The organism is Phenylobacterium kunshanense (genome assembly GCF_003254525.1).
In the GTDB taxonomy this organism is placed as follows: domain Bacteria; phylum Pseudomonadota; class Alphaproteobacteria; order Caulobacterales; family Caulobacteraceae; genus Phenylobacterium; species Phenylobacterium kunshanense.
Genome location: NZ_QFYS01000002.1, coordinates 651,252 through 670,839, shown reverse-complemented (window position 1 = coordinate 670,839; position 19,588 = coordinate 651,252). Strand labels below are relative to the sequence as shown.

Here is a 19,588-nt window from a genome sequence, read left to right as displayed (position 1 = left end):
CGCACCCATGCATACGGTCAGCCCCCTGCTCGCCCGCGTCACCGCCACGGCGGCGGTCACCGCTCCGCGCGCCCTGCAACATGTCGCGGTTCTGGTCGTCGCGCCCGGCGAAGCTGAAGCGGCGGCGGCTCCCTTCGCCCCGGACGTCGTCGCCACGACGCTCGAGGACGTCGGGCTTGCCCGTCAGCTTGCCGATCGGTTGGGCGCCCGGCACGTCTGCCTCGAGGCATGCGCCAACGATCGCCTCGGCTGCACGCGCCCCCAGCTTGCGTCGTGCTGGCCGGCGTCAGAGCGCCTGCTGCACAATCCGGCGCGACGCGCCCGTGACGAAGCCTTCTATCGGACGATGGTGGAGGGCCAGGGCGCCGTCCCCTGCGCCGATGCCCTGACGGCCGGCTACCGTCGAAACTTCGCCCTCTGCGCCAGCCTCGCCCGTCGGGTCACCCCCGGGCAACGGGTCCTGCTCATCGCGGGGTCGAACGAGGGGCTTCTGCGCCAATGCATCGCCGAAACGCCAGGGTTGCGGCTGGTTGAACCCGCGCCGCGGGACTAACCCCTGGGGTTCGCCCGCCTCAGGAGCGGCCGCGCCACCGCAGCCGCGATGACCAGGGGCGATAGCGCCCATGCCGCGACGCGTTGGCGGGCGTTTCCGGCGCGCTTGCGGAAGTAGCGCGCAAGGCCCACGCCCTTGTGGAACTCCACCTTCAATGGGCTCGTCTGGCTGGTGCCGCCGATGTGGATCACCTCGGCCTTCGGGTGGAACAGCACCTGGCCGCCCTCGCGTCGCACGCGCCAGCACAGGTCGACGTCCTCCACGTGCAGGAAGTAGTCCTCGTCGAACCCGCCAACGCGGTCGAAATCCTCGCGGCGCATGCAGAAACACGCCCCCGAGATAGTCGGCACCTCTAGCGCCTCGTCAGGCAAGGCTTCGCCTTCCCAGTGCACTTCGTAGCGTCCCAGCGACGATCCGCGCGCTAGGCCGCTCATGGAGAGCAGGGCGCTCATCGGCGTGATCTCGCCTCGGCGCGCCCCGCGCTGTTCGGTGCGGTCGGCGTTCAGGACCCGCCCTCCCACCAGGCTGGGAACCGGCCGCCCCTCGATCTCACGCGCTAGGGCGGCGATGCACCCTGGCTGCAGGAAGGCGTCGGGGTTGAGGAAGACGATCAGGTCGCCGCGCGCCGCGCGGGCGCCGAGGTTGGCCCCCCGCGCGAACCCCACATTGCCCTGCCCTTCGACGAGCGTGACGCGGTCATCGCGCCCCGCCAGGTCGCGCAGATGAGCCGCCTCCACGGGGGTGGAGCCGTTGTCGACGACGACGAGCTCATCCACCAGCGGGTCGGCCAGCACGCAGGCGAGGCTCTGCTTCAGCGCCTCGCCCGTCATGTAGACGACCATGACGACCGAAACGCTGCGACGGGGCCGCAGCGCGCCGGAAGTCAATGCCGGTTCGGCAGCCACCAGCGGTGCGGCGATGCCGTTCATCCAGGCTCCCCAACGGCGGCTGTCCCCGCAGCCGCGGGCACGTCCCGTCGCTGGCGGGCAATGTCCGGCGGAGTCGCCTCGGTGGCAAGCACGTTCACGGCCTCACCCAGCGTCAGGATCTCCTGCCGGTCCGAACCCAGGCGACGCAGGGCGACCTTGCCCTCCTCCGCCTCGCGGCGGCCGACCACGGCGATGACCGGGACCTTGGCCAGGCTGTGCTCGCGGATCTTGTAGTTGATCTTCTCGTTCCGCAGGTCGATCTCGACCCGAAGGCCCTGGGCTTTCAGCGCCTCGACGGCTTTCCGCGCATAGTCGTCGGCGTCCGAGGTGATCGTCGTCACCACCACCTGCGTCGGCGCCAGCCAGAGCGGGAACGCCCCGGCGAAGTTCTCGATCAGAACCCCGATGAAGCGCTCCAGCGAGCCGCAGATCGCCCGGTGCAGCATGACCGGCCGCTGCTTCGACCCGTCCTCGGCCACGTACTCGGCGCCGAGGCGCTCGGGCAGCACGTAGTCATTCTGGATCGTCCCGCACGTCCACGTCCGGCCGATGGCGTCCTTAAGCTGGAAGTCGAGCTTCGGCGCATAGAACGCACCATCGCCCGCGGCGACGACCGGCTCAACGCCCGCCATGCGAGCGGCGTTCAGCAGCTGGGCCTCGGCCATATCCCAGAATTCGTCGGTGCCGGCCCGCGGCGACGGACGCGTACCGAGCGTGATGTGGTCGCGCGTCAGCCCGAAATCCTCGTGGATCGAGGAAGCCAGCTTGATGAACTCCGCCACCTCCTCGACGATCTGGTCCTCGCGGCAGAAGATGTGGGCGTCGTCCTGCGTGAAGGCGCGCACACGCATCAGGCCGTGCAGGGCGCCCGACGGCTCGTAGCGGTGGCAGGCGCCGAACTCGGCCATGCGCAGGGGCAGGTCGCGGTAGGATTTCTGGCCGAACTTGAAGATCTGCACATGGCCCGGGCAGTTCATCGGCTTGAGGGAGAGTTCCTCGCCCTCCTCCGTCTCGCAGACGAACATGTTGGGGCGGTAGTTCTCCCAGTGTCCGGACTTCTCCCAGAAGACCCGGTCCAGGACCTGCGGCGTCCGCACCTCGACGTAACCCGCAGCCTCCAGGCGGCGGCGCATATAGGCCTCGACCGTTCGCCAGAGCGTCAGGCCCTTCTCGTGCCAAAAGACCATGCCCTTGCCCTCTTCCTGCATATGGAAAAGGTCCATGGTCCGGCCGATCTTGCGGTGGTCGCGCTTCTCCGCCTCCTCGACGCGCTTCAGGTACGCCTCGAGGTCCGCATCGCTCGCCCAGGCCGTGCCGTAGATGCGCTGGAGCATCGGGTTGCGGTGGTCGCCGCGCCAGTAGGCGCCGGCCAGCTTGGTCAGCTTGAACGCCTTGCCCGCCGCCTTCGTCGACGGCAGGTGCGGGCCGCGGCAGAGGTCTTTCCACTGTCCCTGGCGATAGACGCTGACCGCCTCGCCGGCCGGAATGGCGCCGATGATCTCGGCCTTGTAGTGCTCCCCGATCGACTTGAAGTGGGCGATCGCTTCGTCGCGGTCCCACTCCTCGCGCACGATCGGCTCGTCACGGTCGACGATCTCCTTCATGCGCTGTTCGATCTTGGCGAGGTCGTCCAGGCTGAACGGCTCGTCGCGCGCGAAGTCGTAGTAGAAGCCATCCTCGATCGCCGGGCCGATGGTCACCTGCGTGCCGGGGAACAGCTCCTGCACCGCCTCGGCCAGGATGTGGCTGACGTCATGCCGGATCGTCTCGAGCGCCTCTGGGCTCTCGCGGGAGAGGATCTCGAACTGGCCGCCCTTCGCGAGGGGGCGATCCACGTCCAGCAGCTCGCCGTCCAGCTTGATGAGCACGGCGCGCTTGGCCAGCGAGGGGGCGATCGACGCCGCCACCTGCTTGCCCGTCGTCCCGGGCTCGTACTCGCGTTTGGAGCCATCGGGGAAAATCAGGTCGATCATGTCTCTTCACACTTCCAGTCGCGCGCCCGGGCCTTGCCCATATGGCGCGGAGGCGGCGGCGGGTCCCAGCCCGAACCACCCCAGGGATGACAGCGACACAGCCGCTTCACGGTAAGCCAGCTTCCGCGCAAGGGACCGTGTCCGATCAGGGCTTCCGCCGCGTACTCCGAACAGGTCGGGGCAAATCGGCAGTTCCGCCCGATCAACGGGGAAAGCGTCAGCTTGTAGGCCTTGAGGCCCCCTCTGACGCATCTCTCGTAAAAGCTCATGCCGGCCGCGGCTTGCGATTGCAGGTCCCGCGGGGACCCCGAGAGGTTCAAGCCGCGCCGGCGGTAGTAGTTCGCGTGCCAGCCGTCCCCGACGGCGTGAGCGTCCGGGCCCGGAAAGCGGCAATGTTCGTCAGGCGAAACATGGCGGACCAAGCGAGGCTGAGGCGCGCCCTTTACCACGCGACGCCCGGGAACGGAACCGGCCCGCCGCCGCGGAAGCTAGCTGGTGAGCGGCAATTCTCGAATTTCCACGGTGCCGCCGGCCTCGAACACCGGGTTGCCGGCCAGCAGGGCGCGGGCGTGGTCGAAGTCCCGCGCCGCAACCCGCACGAAGCCCGAAATGTGCGCCGTCGGCTCGGGCGCGCCGCCCGACTTCTTCACGCAAGCGCCTCGGCCGATCGCGCTGCCGCCCTGATAGACGCCCGTCTCCCGCAACCGCGTCAGATAGGGGTCCCAGTCCAGGCCGCCGTCGCCGGGCGCGTCGTCATGCATCAGGAAGATGAAGTCCGGCATCAGGTCCTCCGCGCCACGGCGTTACGCACCGCCTCCGCCGCCGCCTCGAACGCAAGCAGGGTCGAAGTGTGACGGGCCGGATAGTCCTTCACCGGCGCGAGCAAAGCCAGATCCGAGAAACGCCCTTCCGGCGCAGGTCCGCCCGCCTTCAGCATGGCCTTGAAGCGATCCCGGGCGTCTTCAAGTTCCGCGAGACTGGCGCCCACCACGTGCGCGCCCAGCACCGAGGCGGCCGCCTGACCGAGCGCGCAGGCCTTAACGTCCTGGGCGAAGTCCGTCACGCGGTCCCCGTCGACCTTCACGTCCACGACGACCCGGCTGCCGCACAGCTTCGAGACCTTCTCCGACGTGGCGTCAGGATCGGCCAGCCGCCCGATGCGCGGAGTCTCGGCCGCGAGCCGCAGCAGCTTCGCCGAATAGAGGTCGTCGATCATGCCCCCTAGGTCGTCACGGACGGCGACCTTGTCAAACCCCGCGTCAGACGATGACCGGGAGGCGCTCCATCCCTCGGAAGAACGGCAGCGTGCGCCAGGCCGGCGTCGCGTCGGGATCGGCCAGCTTCAGATCGGGGAACCGTGCGAAAAGGCGCGTCAGCGCAACCTGCGCCTCCAGCCGGGCGAGCGGGGCGCCGATGCAGATGTGAGAACCGCCGCCGAACGCCACGTGCGGCTTGTGCTTGCGGCTGACGTCGAAACGGTGCGGATCGTCGAACATCTCAGGATCGCGGTTGGCGCTGCGCAACGAGACGGTGATCGCCTGGCCCGCCCGCATCGGACAGCCGCCGACCTCCAGATCGCCCGATACGATGCGCCCGGTGATATCGACGGGCGGCTCGTAGCGCAGGGTCTCCTCCACCACCGCATTGATGATGCCCGGATCGGCCTTGAGCTTGGCCAGCTCGGCTGGATTCAGCAGCAGGAGCCGAACCGCGTTGCCGATCAGGTCCGTGGTGGTCAGGTTGCCGCCCACCAGCAGGGCGGTGAGATTGATGCGCAGCTCGTCGTCCGAGAGCGGCGCGCCTGCCGCCTGAAGCTGCACCATGTCCGAGATGAGGTCGTCGCGCGGCCTGGCCCGGCGATCCTCCATCGCCTCGGTGAAGTAGGCGCTGAGCGCCTCGCTGGCGGCCTCCATCTGGGCCGTCTGCTCGGGCGTCCGCAGGGGATTGAGCCCCTGGATCACGCCCTCGGACCACTCGCGGAATTCGGCCAGGCGGTCATGGTCGACGCCCAGGATCGAGGCGATGACGTCGATCGGGATCGGGACGCAGAAGGCCGCCATCAGGTCGACCTCACCCTTCGCGGGGAAGCGATCCAGCGCCTCGTCGACGATCCGCTCCACCTCCGGTTTGAACTTCGCCACCCGGGCGTACAGCGCCTGGGACAACGGCTGGCGCACGCGGGCGTGGTCGGGGTCGTCCAGCATCAGGATACTGGTAGTGCTGGTGCGCGGCTTGCTGAGGTCGGTCTCGGCGATCAGGCGGCGCTGCAGCACCGCGCCTTCCTCTGCGCGGACCGGATCGCGCCAGAGCTCGCGATTGTTCACCACCGCTCGGACGTCGGCGTAGCGGGTCAGCACCAGGCTGCCCGACACCGGATCGGCATGGGCGGGACAGCGGCTGCGCAGGTCATCCAGCAGCCCGTGCGGATCGACGCGGAAGGCCTCGTTCAGCGGCGTGAGTTCGAACAGGGTCGGCAGGGGGCGATCGTTCACGGCCGGCTTCCTCCATCAGGGCGGTTCGTCCGCCTCTTGAAAATGACACCGGCGTCAGCTTCGACCAGGAAAGCGCGTGAGGCAAGCGCGGCCGCTACTGTCGGGCCATCTCCGCCTCGCCCACCGCCTCGCCGTCCAGTTCCTGGTCGTCGTCCATGCTCACCGTGACCTTGCGCAGGTCGCCGGTGAAGGCGAACGGCGCCGGATAGTCCGCGACCGGGCTCCCGCGGTCGAGGCCGATGTCCAGGCCCGACCAGGAAATCAGGATGACGAACCCGGTCGTCGCCAGCCCCTCGCCTGCCGGCTCCCCGTCGATGGTCAGGGTGAATGTACGGTTCAGCCCCTCGCCAGTCGCCTGCGAGACCATGCCCAGCCGCGTGGCCGTCGCCGGGACGGGCCGGTCCGAACTCACCGTGGTCTTCTGACCGCCGATGTTCAGGGTGTGATGCAGCCGGCCGTCCTTGAGATAGAGGCTGTAGCCGCTTGTGGCGTCGCCGTGCGCCAGCAGCACGCCCTGTTCTCCGCCCTTCAGCCGCACCTCGGCCTCGATGCGATAGGTCCGGGCCCGCACGTCGGGGGCGACATCGGTGGGCAGGTGCCCCATGCCCTTGTGGAAGACGAACCTGCGCCGCGCGCCGTGGAACCGCGCCGAGTTCTCGGCGAAGCGCGGGCCGAAGCGGTCGTCCAGCGGCAGCACCTGGCTGGCCTCGGCCACGCGCCACCACTCGTCGACCAGCGCCTTCAACCGTTCGGGGTGCTTGGCCGCCAGGTCGTCGGTCTCGGAGAAATCCGCGTCCAGGTGGAACAACTCCCATTGGTCGGCGTCGAACGGCGCGCCCGGCGGGTGGAACGCCACAGCCTTCCAGCCGTCCTTCCAGAGGCCCCGGTGGCCGAACATCTCGAAATACTGCGCCTTGCCGCGGGGCGGGGCGGCGAGGTCCTTCAGGCTCGCCGCGAAGCTCACGCCCTCCAGCGGCATTTGCGGCACGCCGTTGACCTGCGCGGGCGGGGTGACGCCGATGAGGTCCAGCAGCGTCGGCACGAGATCGCTGGCATGGGCGAAGTGGGGCCGCACCTCGCCACAAGCCGGGATTCCCTTCGGCCAGGAAATCACCAGCGGGTCGCGGATGCCGCCCCCGTGGGTGTTCTGCTTGTAGCGGCGCAACGGCGTGTTGGACGCCATCGCCCAGCCGTGCGGGAAGTTCGAGTGGGTGTCCGGCCCGCCGATGTCGTCGAGCCGGGCCAGCTTCTCCGCCATGGGCTCGCCGCGGAAGTTGAACGGCCCCATGGCGTTCACGAAGCCCAGCGGCCCGCCCTCCTGCGACGCGCCGTTGTCGCTCATCACGATGATCAGCGTGTCGTCTCGCACGCCCGCCCTTTCCAGGAAGTCGACCAGCCGGCCGATGTGCTGATCAGTGTGGTCCAACATCCCGGCGAAGGCGCTCTGCAGCCGGGTGAAGACGCGGCGCTCGTCCTCCGAGTAGCTGTCCCAGGGCCGCACGCCCTCGTTGCGCTCGGGCAGCCGGGTGTCGGGTGGCACGAGGCCCATGGCCTTCTGGCGCGCCAGGCGCTGCTCGCGCTCCACGTCCCAGCCGTGGGCGAAGACCTCGTCATAGCTCTTGATCAGGTCGGCCGGCGCCTGGTGCGGCGCATGGCAGGCGCCGGGGGCCAGCCAAAGCAGCCACGGCGTCTGCGGCGCGTCCGCGATGTGGTCGGCGATGTAGCGGATCGACTGATCCACCAGGTCTTCGGTCAGGTGGTAGCCGGTCTCGAAGGTTCCTGGCGGCGTGATCGGCGTGTTGTCCCGGACCAGCTCGGGCGAATACTGGTCCGTCTCGGCGTCCATGAAGCCGTAGTAGCGGTCGAAGCCGCGCCCCAGCGGCCAGCCGTCGAAGGGCCCCGATGGCCCCGTCTCGGTCAGCGGGGTCACATGCCACTTGCCGACCATGTAGTTCCGGTAGCCGTGCGGCCGCAGCATCTCGGGCAGCGTGCCGGCCTCCTTGGCGATCTTGCCTCGATAGCCCGGATAGCCGCTGTCGAAGTTGGCCAGGCAGCCGACGCCCACCGAGTGGTGGTTGCGCCCGGTTAGCAGCGCCGCGCGCGTGGTCGAGCACATGGCCGTGGTGTGAAAGCCGGCGTACCGCAGGCCCTCGGCCGCCAGCCGGTCGATGTTGGGCGTACGGATCGGAGAGCCGTAGCAGCCGAAGTCCGAGAACCCTACGTCGTCGAACAGGATCACCAGGATGTTCGGCGCGCCCTTCGGCGGCCGGGGCGGATCCGGCCACTCGGGCGTCGATTCCGCCACCGTACGACCGATCCGCGCCGCCATCGCTCCCCCCTGATTTCTGACACTTGGAGCGCCACAATGACCGAGCGTCCCTCGGACGCCAAGGGTGATGGACCGAGGTGATTGCGGCTCTGCAGCGCCCGCGCCCCGCCCCTGGAAGTCACCTTCCAGTCTCAATCACACGATCGTTAGATCGACGCGTTTGAGCTTGGCGACAAATCCCACTAGATAATCAATATGCTCAGGATTTTGGACCATATCGACTCGCAGTATAAATCCGCAAATGTCTTGGTTGCATGCACATGCCCAGATATGGCGAACACGATACTTTCCCACCTGCATAGTCGCGGACACAATCCCATTGTTGTTGCTGATCGCGCATCCGTCGCCCTCGCGATGGCGGCGCAGATTCCCGCCGATATTGCGATCGTGAACGAGGACCTGGGGGGCGTGCGCAGCGGACGTGAACTGGCTGACGAACTTCGCGACACCTGGGGCGTACCGTCGCTGGTGGTCGCGGGCGGCTGAACGTGCCCCGCCTGGTCGTGGTCTCGAACCGCGTTAGCGCACCGGTCGACGAGAACGTCGCCAGTGTGGGCGGGCTCGCCATGGCGCTCTCCGCGGCCCTGCGCGAATACAGCGGCATCTGGTTTGGCTGGAGCGGAGAGACGGCCGAGACCTTCACCGGGCAGATCCGGATGTCACACACCGCTGGCGTGACGGTGGCGACCGTCGACCTCGAGGACCAGGACATCCAAGAATACTACAACGGCTACGCCAACCGGACGCTGTGGCCGCTGTTCCACTATCGCACGGACCTGACCGCCTACGAACGGTCGTTCGACGTGGGCTATGTCCGCGTCAATGCCCGGTTCGCGGAGACGCTCCTGCCGCTGCTGCATCCGGACGACATCGTCTGGGTGCACGACTACCACCTGATCCCGCTCGCCAGCGAATTGCGGCGGCGCGGCTGCATGAACCGCATCGGCTTCTTTCTGCACATCCCGTGGCCGGCGCGGCGCATCTTTGAATCGCTTCCGAACCATCGGGAGCTGGCGGCGTCGCTATTCGACTATGATCTGGTCGGCTTTCAGACGCGGGATTCGCTCACCGCCTTCCAGGACTACGTGGTTCAGACCGCGGGCGGAGAACTCGCCCCGGACGGGACAGCGAGGGTGCTCGGCCGAAGCGTCAAGCTGGACGCCTTTCCGATCGGACTCGACGCCAGCGCCTTCGCCGATGCCGCGAAAGGCAAGACTGCAGCGACCTGGTCCGAGCGCATGACTGTCAGCCAGGCCGGCCGGCGCATGATCATCGGCGTGGATCGCCTCGACTATTCGAAGGGACTCGAAGAGCGGTTCCTGGCCTACGAGCAATTTCTTGCGACGCATGCCGATGCGCACGAGCAGGTGTTCATGCTGCAGATCGCAACGCCCAGCCGCGACGAGGTCGACGCCTACCAGGACATCCGCGCGCGGCTGGACGCGGTGGCGGGGCGCATAAACGGCGCCTACGCGACTGTCGACTGGGTGCCGCTTCGCTACGTGAACCGGGCCTATCGTCGTGATGAGCTGGCGGGGTTCTACCGATCGGCAGCCCTGGGCCTGGTCACGCCGCTGCGCGACGGGATGAACCTCGTGGCCAAGGAATATGTGATGGCTCAGGATCCGACGGATCCGGGCGTCCTCGTGCTTTCAAAGTTCGCCGGGGCCGCCGAACAGCTTGCGGACGCGCTTCTCGTGAACCCGCACAGTCGGGAGGAAGTCTCGGACGCCATCTCCCGCGGGCTGGCGATGCCGCGCGCCGAGCGGATTCGCCGATGGGAAACGCTGATGCAGAACGTGATCACCCAAGACGTGACGCACTGGCGGGACTCGTTCGTTCACGCTCTGGAAGCGTCGCCGAACGCGAGCTCAACGCCCGCCCTTGTCGCGACCTAGGCTCAGCGGCGACGGTCAGCCCAGAACGCTTCCGCCCGCGCCTTGAGCGCCTCGTTCATCGCCTGGAATCCCTGGCGAACCGAACGCCCCATCCGCTTGCCGAGGGACGGCCCCATCAGCCCGCCGAAGATCTCGCCGTTGTCGACGATACAGCCCGCGTCCGACAGCGGCGTGATCTCGATGTAGCGAACGGTCCTGATCATCCCGCCCATCAGCTTGAGCTGCCAGTGGAGCTGTTCGTTCGGCACCCACTCCAGCACGCGCGGCCGGATCTCCTGCACCGGCTGGCCGGGAAGGGCCAGGTCCAGTGACAGCGGCTCGCCGATCCGGATCACCCCCGCGGCGCGGGTGTAGGTCGGGTTCCACTCCTCCCACAGGTGGAGGTCGTGGACGATCTCCCAGATCAGTTCGGCCGGCGCCTGGACGCCGATCCGGTCCTCGATCCGGACGCCGCCCATGGGCTTCGGGGGCGGGGGCTTGCCCTCGGTCTTCAGCGACATGGTCCGGGGGCCCATGGCCCCCTTGCGGCCGAACGGGCCGGCCATCAGGTCTGGCCCCTGCTTCATCGGCATCACGCCTGCTCCTTGATCCGCCAGGTCGCCCCGGCGGGTCCGTCCATCACCTCGACATTGAGCGCCGCCAGCTCCCCGCGGATGCGGTCGGCTTCCGGCCAGTTCTTCGCCGCACGCGCGGCCTGCCGGTCGGCGAGCAGCGCCTCGACCTTCGACTTCAGGGCATCGTCGGCCCCGCTCTGAAACCAGGACTGCGGATCGGCGGCGAGGAAGCCCATCAGGGCGCCGGCCTCGACCAGCAGGCCCCGGCCGCTGGCGACCGCCCGCGCATCCTTGGCCATCACCGCGGCGCGCACCTTGTCGGCCAACTGGAACAGGGCCGCGAACGCGCTGGGCGTATTGAGGTCGTCGTGCAGCGCATGTCGGACCGCCGCATGCTCGGCGGCGGCCGCCGCGTCCTGCCACCCGTCGGCGGCCGGCTCTCCGGCCAGGAAGCGGCCCGCGTCGTCCAGCACCCGATAGAGCCGGTCCAGGGCGCTCTTGGCCTGTTCGATCAGGCTGTCGTTCCACTCTAGTGGCTGGCGGTAGTGGCCGCTGAGCAGCGCCCAGCGGATCGCCTCGCCCGGGTAGAGCTTCAGAAGGTCGTGTGCGAGGGCGACGTTGCCGACGCTCTTGCTCATCTTCTCCTCGCCCATGTTCAGGAAGCCGTTGTGCATCCAGACCTTGGCGTATTCACGGCCGCCGTGGCCGGAGCAGACGCCCTGGGCCAGCTCGTTCTCGTGGTGCGGGAAGACCAGGTCGATGCCGCCGCCGTGGATGTCGATCGGCAGGCCCAGCGCCTGTTCGATCATGGCTGTGCACTCGATGTGCCAGCCCGGCCGGCCCGGCCCCCAGGGGCTCGGCCACTCGGGCTCGTTCTCCTTCGACGGCTTCCACAGGACGAAATCGGCCGGATGGCGCTTGTAGGGGGCGACGTCGACCCGGGCGCCGGCGATCATCTCGTCCATCGGCCGGCCCGAGAGTTTGCCGTAGTCGCCGAACGCCTGGGTGTCGAACAGCACATGGCCTTCGGCGGCGTAGGCCGCCTTCTGCTCCACCAGGTCGCCGATCATCGCGATGATGGCGTCCATGGTTTCGGTCACGCGCGGCTGGAACGTGGGCCGCAGGGCGCCCAGCGAAGCCGCGTCGGCGTTGTAGGCGTCGAGGTAGCGGTCGGTGATGACGCTGATCGGCACGCCTTCCTCGGCGGCCTTGCGGTTGATCTTGTCGTCGACGTCCGTGACGTTGGCCGCATAGAGCACGGCCTCTTCGCCATAGATGTCGCGCAGCACCCGGAACAGCAGGTCGAAGACCACCACCGGCCGGAAGTTGCCGATGTGGGCGAAGTTGTAGACCGTCGGCCCACAGACATACATCGTCACCCGCTTGGGGTCGGCGGGGGCGAAATCCCGCTTGGCGCGGGTCATGGTGTCGTAAAGCTTCAGGCTCATGGTCTAGCTAACGCTGCGGAACGGTTGCCCGGGTCGGGCCTCGCCCCATATACAGATCGCCCGGACCGGAGGCCACGCCGCCCGACGTCCGAATAGGGGGTGGCACGCGTCATTTCCGGAACCCTCGTTCCGGCGCTACTCGGCCCCTTGGAAAGAAACGCTCTCTCATGGACGCTCCTGCCCGCGACCGAACCCTGATCGGCTCCGAAGACGGATCCCTGGAACCCATCACGCGCCCGACCCGCGAGGAGGCCATGGAGGCCGTCCGCACGCTGATCGCCTGGGCCGGCGATGACCCGCGCCGCGAAGGCGTGATCGACACGCCGAAGCGCGTGGTCGACGCCTATGCCGAATGGTTCGAGGGCTATCGCCTCGACCCGGCCAAGGAGCTGTCGCGCACCTTCGAGGATGTCCAGGGCTACGACGACATCGTGATGCTCCGCGACATCGAGGTCGAGAGCCACTGCGAGCACCACATGGCCCCGTTCCTGGGGAAGGCCTACGTGGCCTACATGCCGACCAATCGCGTGGTGGGCATCTCCAAGCTGGCCAAGGTGGTCGAGATCTTCGCCCGCCGTCTCCAGACCCAGGAGACCATGACCCAGCAGATCGCCGACGCCATCACCGACAGCCTGCGCCCGGCCGGCGTCGCGGTGCTCATCGACGCGGCGCACCAGTGCATGACCACCCGCGGCGTGCACCACCGCCACGTCTCGACGATCACCACCCAGTTCACGGGCGTCTTCAAGACCGACCCGACCCTGCGCCAGCGCTTCCTGGACTTCGTGAACCGGAAGTAGGTTAGCCTGCTACGCGGCCGGGGCGCGCCTCGGCCGCCCCAGGCCAAGCACGCCAGCCACAGCCAGCGGCCCGACGATACCGACGATCTGCATCCACAGCGGATGCGGCAGCATGGCCATGTTCGCCATGCCGCTCACCGCGATCAGCACGCCGACCACCAGCGCCGGCCAGGGCCGTCCGGCGATGCCGTTGCCGGCGAGGCCGCCGACGGCCGTCCCGATGATCCAGGCCGCGATGATCATCGCCTGGCCGGCCTGCGGCAGCTCCAGGACGTAGTTGCGGAGCTGCTCGGGCGAGGCTCCGGCCGGATAGGGGTACTGGGTGTGGACGACCAGCTCGATGCCGGTGATCAGCCCCATGGCCAGGGCGCAGCCCGCCACCACACCCAGGATCAGCCTCAGCATCACGGTCCTCCGATTCCGGCCGGACGATGGTACAGGGGCGATGAGCCAGCAAGGACTGTCGCCCATGAGCTTCCCGACCGCGCCCGACAAGACCGCCCTTGAGCAGGGCGAGGCCCTCGCTCCGCGCTTCGACGCCAAAGGCCTGATCGCGGCGATCGCGACCCATGCCGGCACGGGCGAGGTGCTGATGCTGGCCTGGATGAACGACGAGGCGCTGTCGAAGACCCTGGAAACGGGCGAGGCCCACTACTGGAGCCGGTCGCGCGGCGAGCTCTGGCACAAGGGCGCCACCAGCGGCCAGGTGCAGGTGGTCGAGGAACTGCGCATCGACTGCGACCAGGATGCGGTCTGGCTGAAGGTCCGGCCGCAGGGCGACGGCGGGGCGTGCCACACCGGCGCCGTCTCCTGCTTCTACCGCGTCGTCGGCAAGGACGGCCGGCTGGTGCGCCAATGACCGTGCTTCAGGCTCTCCTCGCGTTCAGCGTCGCCGCCGCGCTGCTGACGATCACCCCCGGCCTCGACACGGCTCTCGTCCTGCGCACCGCGGCGGTGGAGGGCGGACGGCGCGCGGCGCTGGCCGGGCTGGGCATCGTGACCGGCTGCCTCGCCTGGGGCGCGGCGGTGGCGCTCGGGCTCGGCGCCCTGCTGGAAGCCTCGGCCCTCGCATTCAACATCCTGAAATGGGCCGGCGCGGCCTATCTGGTCTGGCTCGGCGTCGGGCTGATCCTGAAGCCGCGCGAGCGGTTCGACCTGACGGCGCCCGCGGGCCCGCAGGGCTCGGACTTCGCCTGGATGCGGCGGGGGTTCCTGACGAACCTGCTGAACCCGAAGGTCGGCGTGTTCTACGTCTCGTTCCTGCCGCAGTTCCTGCCCGCGGGCGCGCCGGCTGGGCCCTTCATCTTCCTGCTCGCGGCGCTGCACGCGGTCATGGGCCTGATCTGGTTCGCCGCGCTGATCGGCGCGACGCGGCCCATCGCCGGCGCGCTGCAGAAGGCCGCCGTCGTCCGCTGGCTCGACCGGCTGACGGGAGGTGTCTTCCTGGCCTTCGGCGTCCGGCTGGCCCTGGAACGCCGCTAGTAGACCGCCAGCAGGAACACCGAGAGGCCCGCGAAGGCGACGCTGAGCGCCAGCAGGGCCATGGCCCAGATCGCGGGCCGGTCCATCGGGGGAGGATCTGCGGGGGCCATGGGAAACTCCGAAGCAACCGTTGACGACCGAAGCGATCCTCGCGGCCGCTACCTGAACGCTGGCTGAAAGGGACGTTTGCGACTCGTCAGGCTTCGGTCAGCGCCGACACGCCGGCCCCATCCGGCGCGGCGACGAAGCTCTTCACCACCTTCGTCGTGAAGGCCTTCGAGGTGATGGTCGACACCGTCACCATGTCGGCCTTCGCCACATCGCGGGTCAGTGTCAGCAGGACGTAGCCCTTCGAGACCTGGTCGTTGAACACGACTTCCTTGTTCGCCTTGGCGATCAGGTCGCCCGCGTTGATGCCGGGCGCGATCTCTCCGGCGCCGGGGCTGGTGATGCCCGTCGTGCCGAACTCGCACGCGACCCGGCGCCCGTCGGCGTCGTGCAGTTCGTTGGCCCAGAACGAGTGGCTGTCGCCGCTGACCACCACCGGCCGCGCACCGGCCTGCTTCACCATCGCATAGAGCCGCTCACGGTCGGCCGGATAGCCGTCCCACATGTCGAGCCCGACCGGCAGGCCGAGGGCCACACCGGCCTCGTAGCGCTGGATGCGCCGGCGACTGGAGGCCGGGATCGTCGCGTACTGCTCGGGCGTCAGCTCCTTGCGCGGATCGGGCGGCATCACGCGCGCCATGACCACCTGGTTGCCCAGCACCTGCCAGGCGTGCCCCGCCTTCACCGACCGCGAAAGCTCCTCGCCGATCCAGGCTTCCTGCCGGGGCCCCATCATGCGGCGGGCCGGGTCGGCCAGCTTGGCCTTGAGCGCGGTCAGGTCCCGCTTGCCGTCCACCTCGGGGGCGTCCTCGGCCAGGGAGACCTGTTTGTCGCGGGCGCCCAGCCGGGTCTCGATCATGATCAGCGAGGCGAGGTCGCCGAAGTGGAAGCTGCGGGCCGCGGCCTCGGCCAGGCCCACGCCGGCCGCCGGTTCGCGGATCGGCATCCACTCGTAATAGGCCTTCAGCGCCCGGGCCTTGCGCGCGTCCCAGTCGCCTTCCGTGGCGGGCTGGTGGTTCTCGGCCCCGTGCAGGAAGCTGTCGTTGGCCGTCTCGTGGTCGTCCCAGGCCACGATCCACGGCGCCTTGGCGTGCGCGGCCTGGAGCTGGGGGTCGGACTTGTACTGGGCGTGACGCCGCCGATAGTCCTCGAGGCTCACGATCTCGCGGTTCGGATCGTGCGGTCGCTCCGCCGCGACCGGAGAGTCCATGCCGTACGAGCCGGGGCCACCATACTCATAGATGTAGTCGCCCAGGTGCAGCACCACGTCCACGCGGGGCAGGTCGGCGATGGCCTGGTAGGCGTTGAAGTAGCCGTTCGGATAGAGGCTGCACGAGGCCACCGCCATCACCACGTCCTTGACCGAGCCGGATGGCAGGGTCCGGGTCCGCCCCATCGGCGACTTCACGCCGCCGGCCTCGAACTCGAAGGTATAGGCGCGGCCGGCGTCCAGGCCGTCCACGTCCACCTTCACCGTGTAGTCCCGGTCGGGCCCGGTCACGCCGGCTCCGCGCTTCGCGCCCCCCGCCCGGCGGTCGACCGGATTGAGCGTCCAGGTGAAGGGAATGTCGGCGCCCGGCCGCTCCGGTGTGATGCGCGTCCACAGCACCACCCGCTCCTGGGTCGGGTCGCCCGAGGCGACGCCGTGCTGGAAGCTCACCTTCGGCGACTGAGCCACGGCCGGCGTCGCCGCGCCCATGCCCAGCAGCGCCAGCGCCCTGCGGCGATCGATCTTCATGGCCATTCCCCCTGCCTCGCCCCAGTGTATTAGTCGCATGCGTATCACAGGAGCATGACGGTCGATGTCGAAGGAAGGGCTACACGTCCCGAGAGAAAAATTGTCAAATGCAACTTTATTGAGGCATTATGCCATCACCTCCCTGATCGAGGAGATGGAGGCGGTCGACTGGTATCGGCAGCGGGCGGACGACTGCGACGATCCGGAGCTGAAGGCGATCCTGCTGCACAACGCGCGCGAGGAGCTGGAGCACGCGGCGATGGTGCTGGAGTGGCTACGGCGGAACGACCCCGAGACCGACGAGCAGCTCCGCGAGTACCTGTTCAAGGACGGCTCGATCACCGGGCACGAGGAAGGCGCCAGCGAGAAGCATGGGCTCTGAGGCGGTCGTCGAGATCGCGGGGGACGAGGCCGGCGGCCGGGTCGACAAGACCCTGGCCGAGCGGCTGCCCGACCTCAGCCGGGCGCGGATCCAGGCGCTGATCGCCGAGGGCCGGGTCAGCCGCGACGGCGTCCCGGTCAGCGACGGCTCGGCCAAGGCCGCCCCGGGCGCCTACCGCATCGACGTGCCCCCCGCCGCGGCAGCCGAACCCCAGCCCGAGGACATTCCCCTCACGGTGCTGTTCGAGGACGCGCACCTGATCGTCCTCGACAAGCCGCCCGGCATGGCCATGCACCCGGCGCCCGGCAGCGAGGCCGGCACCCTGGTCAACGCCCTGCTGCATCACTGCGGAGACAGCCTCTCGGGCATCGGCGGGGTGGCGCGGCCGGGCATCGTCCACCGCATCGACAAGGACACCTCGGGCGTCGTGGTGGTCGCCAAGACCGACGCCGCCCACCAGGGCCTGGCCGCCCTGTTCGAGGCGCACGACATCGACCGCGAATACGTGGCCTTCACACGCGGCGCCCCGCGCCCGGACAAGGGGACCATCGAGGGCGCCATCGCCCGCTCGACCCACGACCGCAAGAAGATGGCGATGGTGAAGAGCGGCGGCCGCCACGCGGTGACCCACTACCGCGTCCAGCGCACCTTCGGCCCGCAGGAGAAACCGCTGGCCGCCCGCGTCGCCTGCCGCCTGGAGACCGGCCGCACGCACCAGATCCGCGTCCACCTGGCCAGCAAGGGCACGCCCTGCCTGGGCGATCCGACCTACGGCTCCGGCCCGCCCGCCCCCGCGGTTCGCGAGGCCATCGAAACGGCTCAGCTTCGCCGCCAGGCCCTGCACGCCGCCGTGCTGGGCTTCCGCCACCCGATCACCGGCGAGCAGGTCCGTTGCGAGAGCGCGCTTCCCCCCGACATGGCCGCGCTGGAGGCCCTGCTGGCGCGGCTCTAGCGCTCACCCCGCCGCCGCCGCGGCCGCCTCCAGGGCCGCGATGTCCAGCTTGACCATCTGCATCATCGCCGCCGCCACGCGGCCGGCCTTGGCCTTGTCCTCGCTGGTCATCAGTTCGCCCAGCTGCTTCGGCACGACCTGCCAGGAGAGGCCGAAGCGGTCCTTGAGCCAGCCGCACTGGCTCTCCACGCCCCCGTCCGCCAGCAGGGCGTCCCAGTAGCGGTCGAGCTCGCCTTGCGTCTCCACCTCGATCTCGAACGATATGGCCTCGCTGAAGGTGAACTGCGGCCCGCCGTTCAGGCCGCGGAACCGCTGGCCGTCCAACTCGAAGACGACGGTCAGCACCTCGCCCGCCCGGTCGCCGGGCAGGTTCTCGGGGTAGCGGGAGACGTCGGTGACGCGCGAGTTCGGGAAGATCGCGCAGTAGAATTCCGCCGCCGCCAGGGCCTCGCGGTCGAACCAGAGGCACGGGGTGATCTTGGAGTTGAGCTTGGGCATCGAAGGGCTCCTTCGCCAGGGGCTGTCCCCCAAGGACGCAGGCGCGCCGGCCGTTCCGACACGGCCCCGCCACACCCCCGGCCCATACAGTTTCGCTAACAGCCCGCGTGAGAAAGCATGCCTTGTTCTCGCCATTCCGGGGGCATAGAAATCCCCACTAAGGAAGTCGGACATTTTCATCAGGCCGCCTCTCCCTGCGACCTAGCGTCACCGCAACCCGATACCTATCTGAGGGTTTGGAGGGGACGAACGTCGAAGCGCGCCCGGTCGGAAGACCAGTCGGTCGGAAGACCACGGCATGAAGCGCGGCGGCCCGATGAACGTCCAGTTTGAGAGGGGATAGTCCATGGCCGCGAATTCGCTTGCCGTCATGTCGCCGGAAGGCGGCCTCAGCCGGTACCTGTCGGAGATCCGCAAGTTCCCGATGCTGGCGAAGGACCAGGAGTTCATGCTCGCCAAGCGCTGGCAGGAGCATGAGGACCCGGAAGCCGCCCACCAGCTCGTCACCAGCCACCTGCGGCTCGTGGCCAAGATCGCCATGGGCTATCGCGGCTACGGCCTGCCGATCGGCGAGGTGATCTCCGAGGGCAACGTCGGCCTGATGCAGGCCGTGAAGAAGTTCGACCCGGACAAGGGCTTCCGCCTGGCGACCTACGCCATGTGGTGGATTCGCGCCTCGATCCAGGAATACATCCTGCGCAGCTGGTCGCTCGTGAAGATGGGCACCACCGCGGCGCAGAAGAAGCTGTTCTTCAACCTGCGGAAGGCCAAGAGCGAGATCGAGGCCCTGCAGGAGGGCGACCTGCGCCCCGACCAGGTGAGCCAGATCGCCACCAAGCTGGGCGTGCTGGACGAGGAAGTGGTCAGCATGAACCGCCGGCTCGCCGGCGGCGACGCCAGCCTGAACTCGCCGATGCGCGCCGACTCGGAAAGCGAGTGGCAGGACTGGCTGGTCGACACGGACACGCCCTCCCAGGAGAGCGTGGTCGCCGAGACCCAGGAGAAGAACCTGCGCATGAGCCTGCTGGAAGCGGCCATGACGGAACTGACCGACCGCGAGCGCCACATCCTCACCGAGCGGCGCCTGAAGGACGAGCCCACCACCCTGGAGGACCTCGCCAGCGAATACGGCGTCAGCCGCGAACGCGTGCGCCAGATCGAGGTCCGCGCTTTCGAAAAGCTGCAGAAGTCCATGAAGGCGGCGGCGGCGGAGCGGAACCTCGTCGACGCCTAGCGGGTCGGCTGAGATCGGAGACTAACGGAACGGCCGGGGCGGGAGCTCCGGCCGTTTGGGTTTGGGGGTGTGGGTGCGGGGTGGGAGAAACCGTACGCAAGTGGCCTGCCCGCCCATCAGCCACTTCTGCGGCGCAGAAGCACATCTTCTGTCTTATACCGGCACCTGCGTTCAGCCGCGCCACACGCTATCAGCAACGGAAGGTTGACCGCACATCG

21 protein-coding genes are annotated in these 19,588 nt (G+C 68.7%); 9 read left to right on the top strand and 12 right to left on the bottom strand.

The genetic code is table 11. From position 1 onward, the window contains the following. Positions 1 to 7 precede the first annotated feature (7 nt). Positions 8 to 553 (top strand): hypothetical protein, encoded by a 546-nt coding sequence (locus DJ019_RS07645; RefSeq protein ID WP_111275373.1) that lies wholly within the window; start codon positions 8 to 10, stop codon positions 551 to 553. Here DJ019_RS07645 and DJ019_RS07640 read toward each other — a convergent pair. The 7 genes from DJ019_RS07640 to DJ019_RS07610 all read right to left on the bottom strand — a co-directional run bounded on the left by DJ019_RS07640 (position 550) and on the right by DJ019_RS07610 (position 8,276). After that, complete coding sequence (locus tag DJ019_RS07640) at positions 550 to 1,482, bottom strand: glycosyltransferase family 2 protein (RefSeq protein WP_111275372.1); 933 nt, start codon at positions 1,480 to 1,482, stop codon at positions 550 to 552. The two genes, DJ019_RS07645 and DJ019_RS07640, sit on opposite strands and share 4 nt — an antisense overlap. Continuing rightward, entirely contained in the window at positions 1,479 to 3,455 is a 1,977-nt protein-coding gene (gene thrS, locus DJ019_RS07635) for a threonine--tRNA ligase (protein ID WP_111275371.1), read from the bottom strand. The genes DJ019_RS07640 and thrS overlap by 4 nt, the downstream gene beginning before the upstream one ends. Beyond that, positions 3,452 to 3,724 (bottom strand): membrane protein insertion efficiency factor YidD, encoded by a 273-nt coding sequence (gene yidD, locus DJ019_RS07630; RefSeq protein ID WP_111275523.1) that lies wholly within the window; start codon positions 3,722 to 3,724, stop codon positions 3,452 to 3,454. The genes thrS and yidD overlap by 4 nt, the downstream gene beginning before the upstream one ends. Before the next feature lie 219 nt (positions 3,725 to 3,943). Beyond that, the gene (locus DJ019_RS07625) at positions 3,944 to 4,237 is read right to left on the bottom strand and encodes a YciI family protein (protein WP_111275370.1); all 294 of its coding nucleotides are present in this window, start codon (positions 4,235 to 4,237) and stop codon (positions 3,944 to 3,946) included. Further along, entirely contained in the window at positions 4,237 to 4,671 is a 435-nt protein-coding gene (locus DJ019_RS07620) for an iron-sulfur cluster assembly scaffold protein (protein ID WP_111275369.1), read from the bottom strand. The genes DJ019_RS07625 and DJ019_RS07620 overlap by 1 nt, the downstream gene beginning before the upstream one ends. A gap of 43 nt (positions 4,672 to 4,714) precedes the next feature. Beyond that, complete coding sequence (locus tag DJ019_RS07615) at positions 4,715 to 5,947, bottom strand: cytochrome P450 (RefSeq protein WP_111275368.1); 1,233 nt, start codon at positions 5,945 to 5,947, stop codon at positions 4,715 to 4,717. A gap of 94 nt (positions 5,948 to 6,041) precedes the next feature. Then, the gene (locus DJ019_RS07610) at positions 6,042 to 8,276 is read right to left on the bottom strand and encodes an arylsulfatase (protein WP_111275367.1); all 2,235 of its coding nucleotides are present in this window, start codon (positions 8,274 to 8,276) and stop codon (positions 6,042 to 6,044) included. A 207-nt stretch (positions 8,277 to 8,483) separates the two neighbouring features. Here DJ019_RS07610 and DJ019_RS20760 point away from each other — a divergent pair, with 207 nt between their 5' ends. Together DJ019_RS20760 and otsA are read left to right on the top strand one after the other, a co-directional pair. After that, positions 8,484 to 8,762, top strand: a complete 279-nt coding sequence (locus DJ019_RS20760; RefSeq protein ID WP_205854102.1) for a response regulator — start codon at positions 8,484 to 8,486, stop codon at positions 8,760 to 8,762. A gap of 2 nt (positions 8,763 to 8,764) precedes the next feature. Continuing rightward, positions 8,765 to 10,174: an alpha,alpha-trehalose-phosphate synthase (UDP-forming) gene (otsA, locus tag DJ019_RS07605; protein ID WP_111275366.1), complete on the top strand. Its 1,410-nt coding sequence runs from the start codon at positions 8,765 to 8,767 to the stop codon at positions 10,172 to 10,174. A gap of 2 nt (positions 10,175 to 10,176) precedes the next feature. Here the strand turns inward: otsA and DJ019_RS07600 are convergent, their stop codons facing one another. Together DJ019_RS07600 and cysS are read right to left on the bottom strand one after the other, a co-directional pair. Continuing rightward, on the bottom strand, positions 10,177 to 10,746 hold the full coding sequence (locus DJ019_RS07600; protein WP_240606396.1) for an SRPBCC domain-containing protein: 570 nt from the start codon (positions 10,744 to 10,746) through the stop codon (positions 10,177 to 10,179). Next, complete coding sequence (cysS, locus tag DJ019_RS07595) at positions 10,746 to 12,176, bottom strand: cysteine--tRNA ligase (protein WP_111275365.1); 1,431 nt, start codon at positions 12,174 to 12,176, stop codon at positions 10,746 to 10,748. Before cysS ends, DJ019_RS07600 begins: the two co-directional genes overlap by 1 nt. A 167-nt stretch (positions 12,177 to 12,343) precedes the next feature. On the opposite strand from cysS, the gene folE reads away from it, so the two are divergent. Then, positions 12,344 to 12,976 carry a GTP cyclohydrolase I FolE gene (gene folE, locus DJ019_RS07590; RefSeq protein ID WP_111275364.1) on the top strand — a complete coding sequence of 211 codons (633 nt, stop codon included), beginning with the start codon at positions 12,344 to 12,346 and terminating at the stop codon, positions 12,974 to 12,976. Positions 12,977 to 12,985: 9 nt separating this feature from the next. Here folE and DJ019_RS07585 read toward each other — a convergent pair whose 3' ends face one another. Beyond that, complete coding sequence (locus tag DJ019_RS07585; RefSeq protein ID WP_111275363.1) at positions 12,986 to 13,381, bottom strand: hypothetical protein; 396 nt, start codon at positions 13,379 to 13,381, stop codon at positions 12,986 to 12,988. Between the two features lie 55 nt (positions 13,382 to 13,436). Between DJ019_RS07585 and hisI the strand changes: the two genes are divergently transcribed. Both hisI and DJ019_RS07575 read left to right on the top strand, forming a co-directional pair. Beyond that, entirely contained in the window at positions 13,437 to 13,835 is a 399-nt protein-coding gene (gene hisI / locus DJ019_RS07580) for a phosphoribosyl-AMP cyclohydrolase (protein WP_420849849.1), read from the top strand. Further along, complete coding sequence (locus DJ019_RS07575; protein WP_111275361.1) at positions 13,832 to 14,458, top strand: LysE family translocator; 627 nt, start codon at positions 13,832 to 13,834, stop codon at positions 14,456 to 14,458. The genes hisI and DJ019_RS07575 overlap by 4 nt, the downstream gene beginning before the upstream one ends. A 196-nt stretch (positions 14,459 to 14,654) precedes the next feature. Here the strand turns inward: DJ019_RS07575 and DJ019_RS07570 are convergent, their stop codons facing one another. Then, positions 14,655 to 16,304, bottom strand: coding sequence for an alkaline phosphatase D family protein (locus DJ019_RS07570; RefSeq protein WP_111275521.1), 1,650 nt, complete (start codon positions 16,302 to 16,304; stop codon positions 14,655 to 14,657). Between the two features lie 64 nt (positions 16,305 to 16,368). Here DJ019_RS07570 and DJ019_RS07565 point away from each other — a divergent pair, with 64 nt between their 5' ends. Together DJ019_RS07565 and DJ019_RS07560 are read left to right on the top strand one after the other, a co-directional pair. Continuing rightward, the gene (locus DJ019_RS07565; RefSeq protein ID WP_111275360.1) at positions 16,369 to 16,686 is read left to right on the top strand and encodes a ferritin family protein; all 318 of its coding nucleotides are present in this window, start codon (positions 16,369 to 16,371) and stop codon (positions 16,684 to 16,686) included. Further along, positions 16,676 to 17,638, top strand: coding sequence for an RluA family pseudouridine synthase (locus DJ019_RS07560; RefSeq protein ID WP_111275359.1), 963 nt, complete (start codon positions 16,676 to 16,678; stop codon positions 17,636 to 17,638). The genes DJ019_RS07565 and DJ019_RS07560 overlap by 11 nt, the downstream gene beginning before the upstream one ends. Before the next feature lie 3 nt (positions 17,639 to 17,641). Here the strand turns inward: DJ019_RS07560 and DJ019_RS07555 are convergent, their stop codons facing one another. Beyond that, the gene (locus DJ019_RS07555) at positions 17,642 to 18,136 is read right to left on the bottom strand and encodes a VOC family protein (protein WP_111275358.1); all 495 of its coding nucleotides are present in this window, start codon (positions 18,134 to 18,136) and stop codon (positions 17,642 to 17,644) included. Between the two features lie 346 nt (positions 18,137 to 18,482). Here DJ019_RS07555 and rpoH point away from each other — a divergent pair, with 346 nt between their 5' ends. Next, positions 18,483 to 19,370 (top strand): RNA polymerase sigma factor RpoH, encoded by an 888-nt coding sequence (gene rpoH, locus DJ019_RS07550; RefSeq protein WP_111275357.1) that lies wholly within the window; start codon positions 18,483 to 18,485, stop codon positions 19,368 to 19,370. Positions 19,371 to 19,588 lie beyond the last annotated feature (218 nt).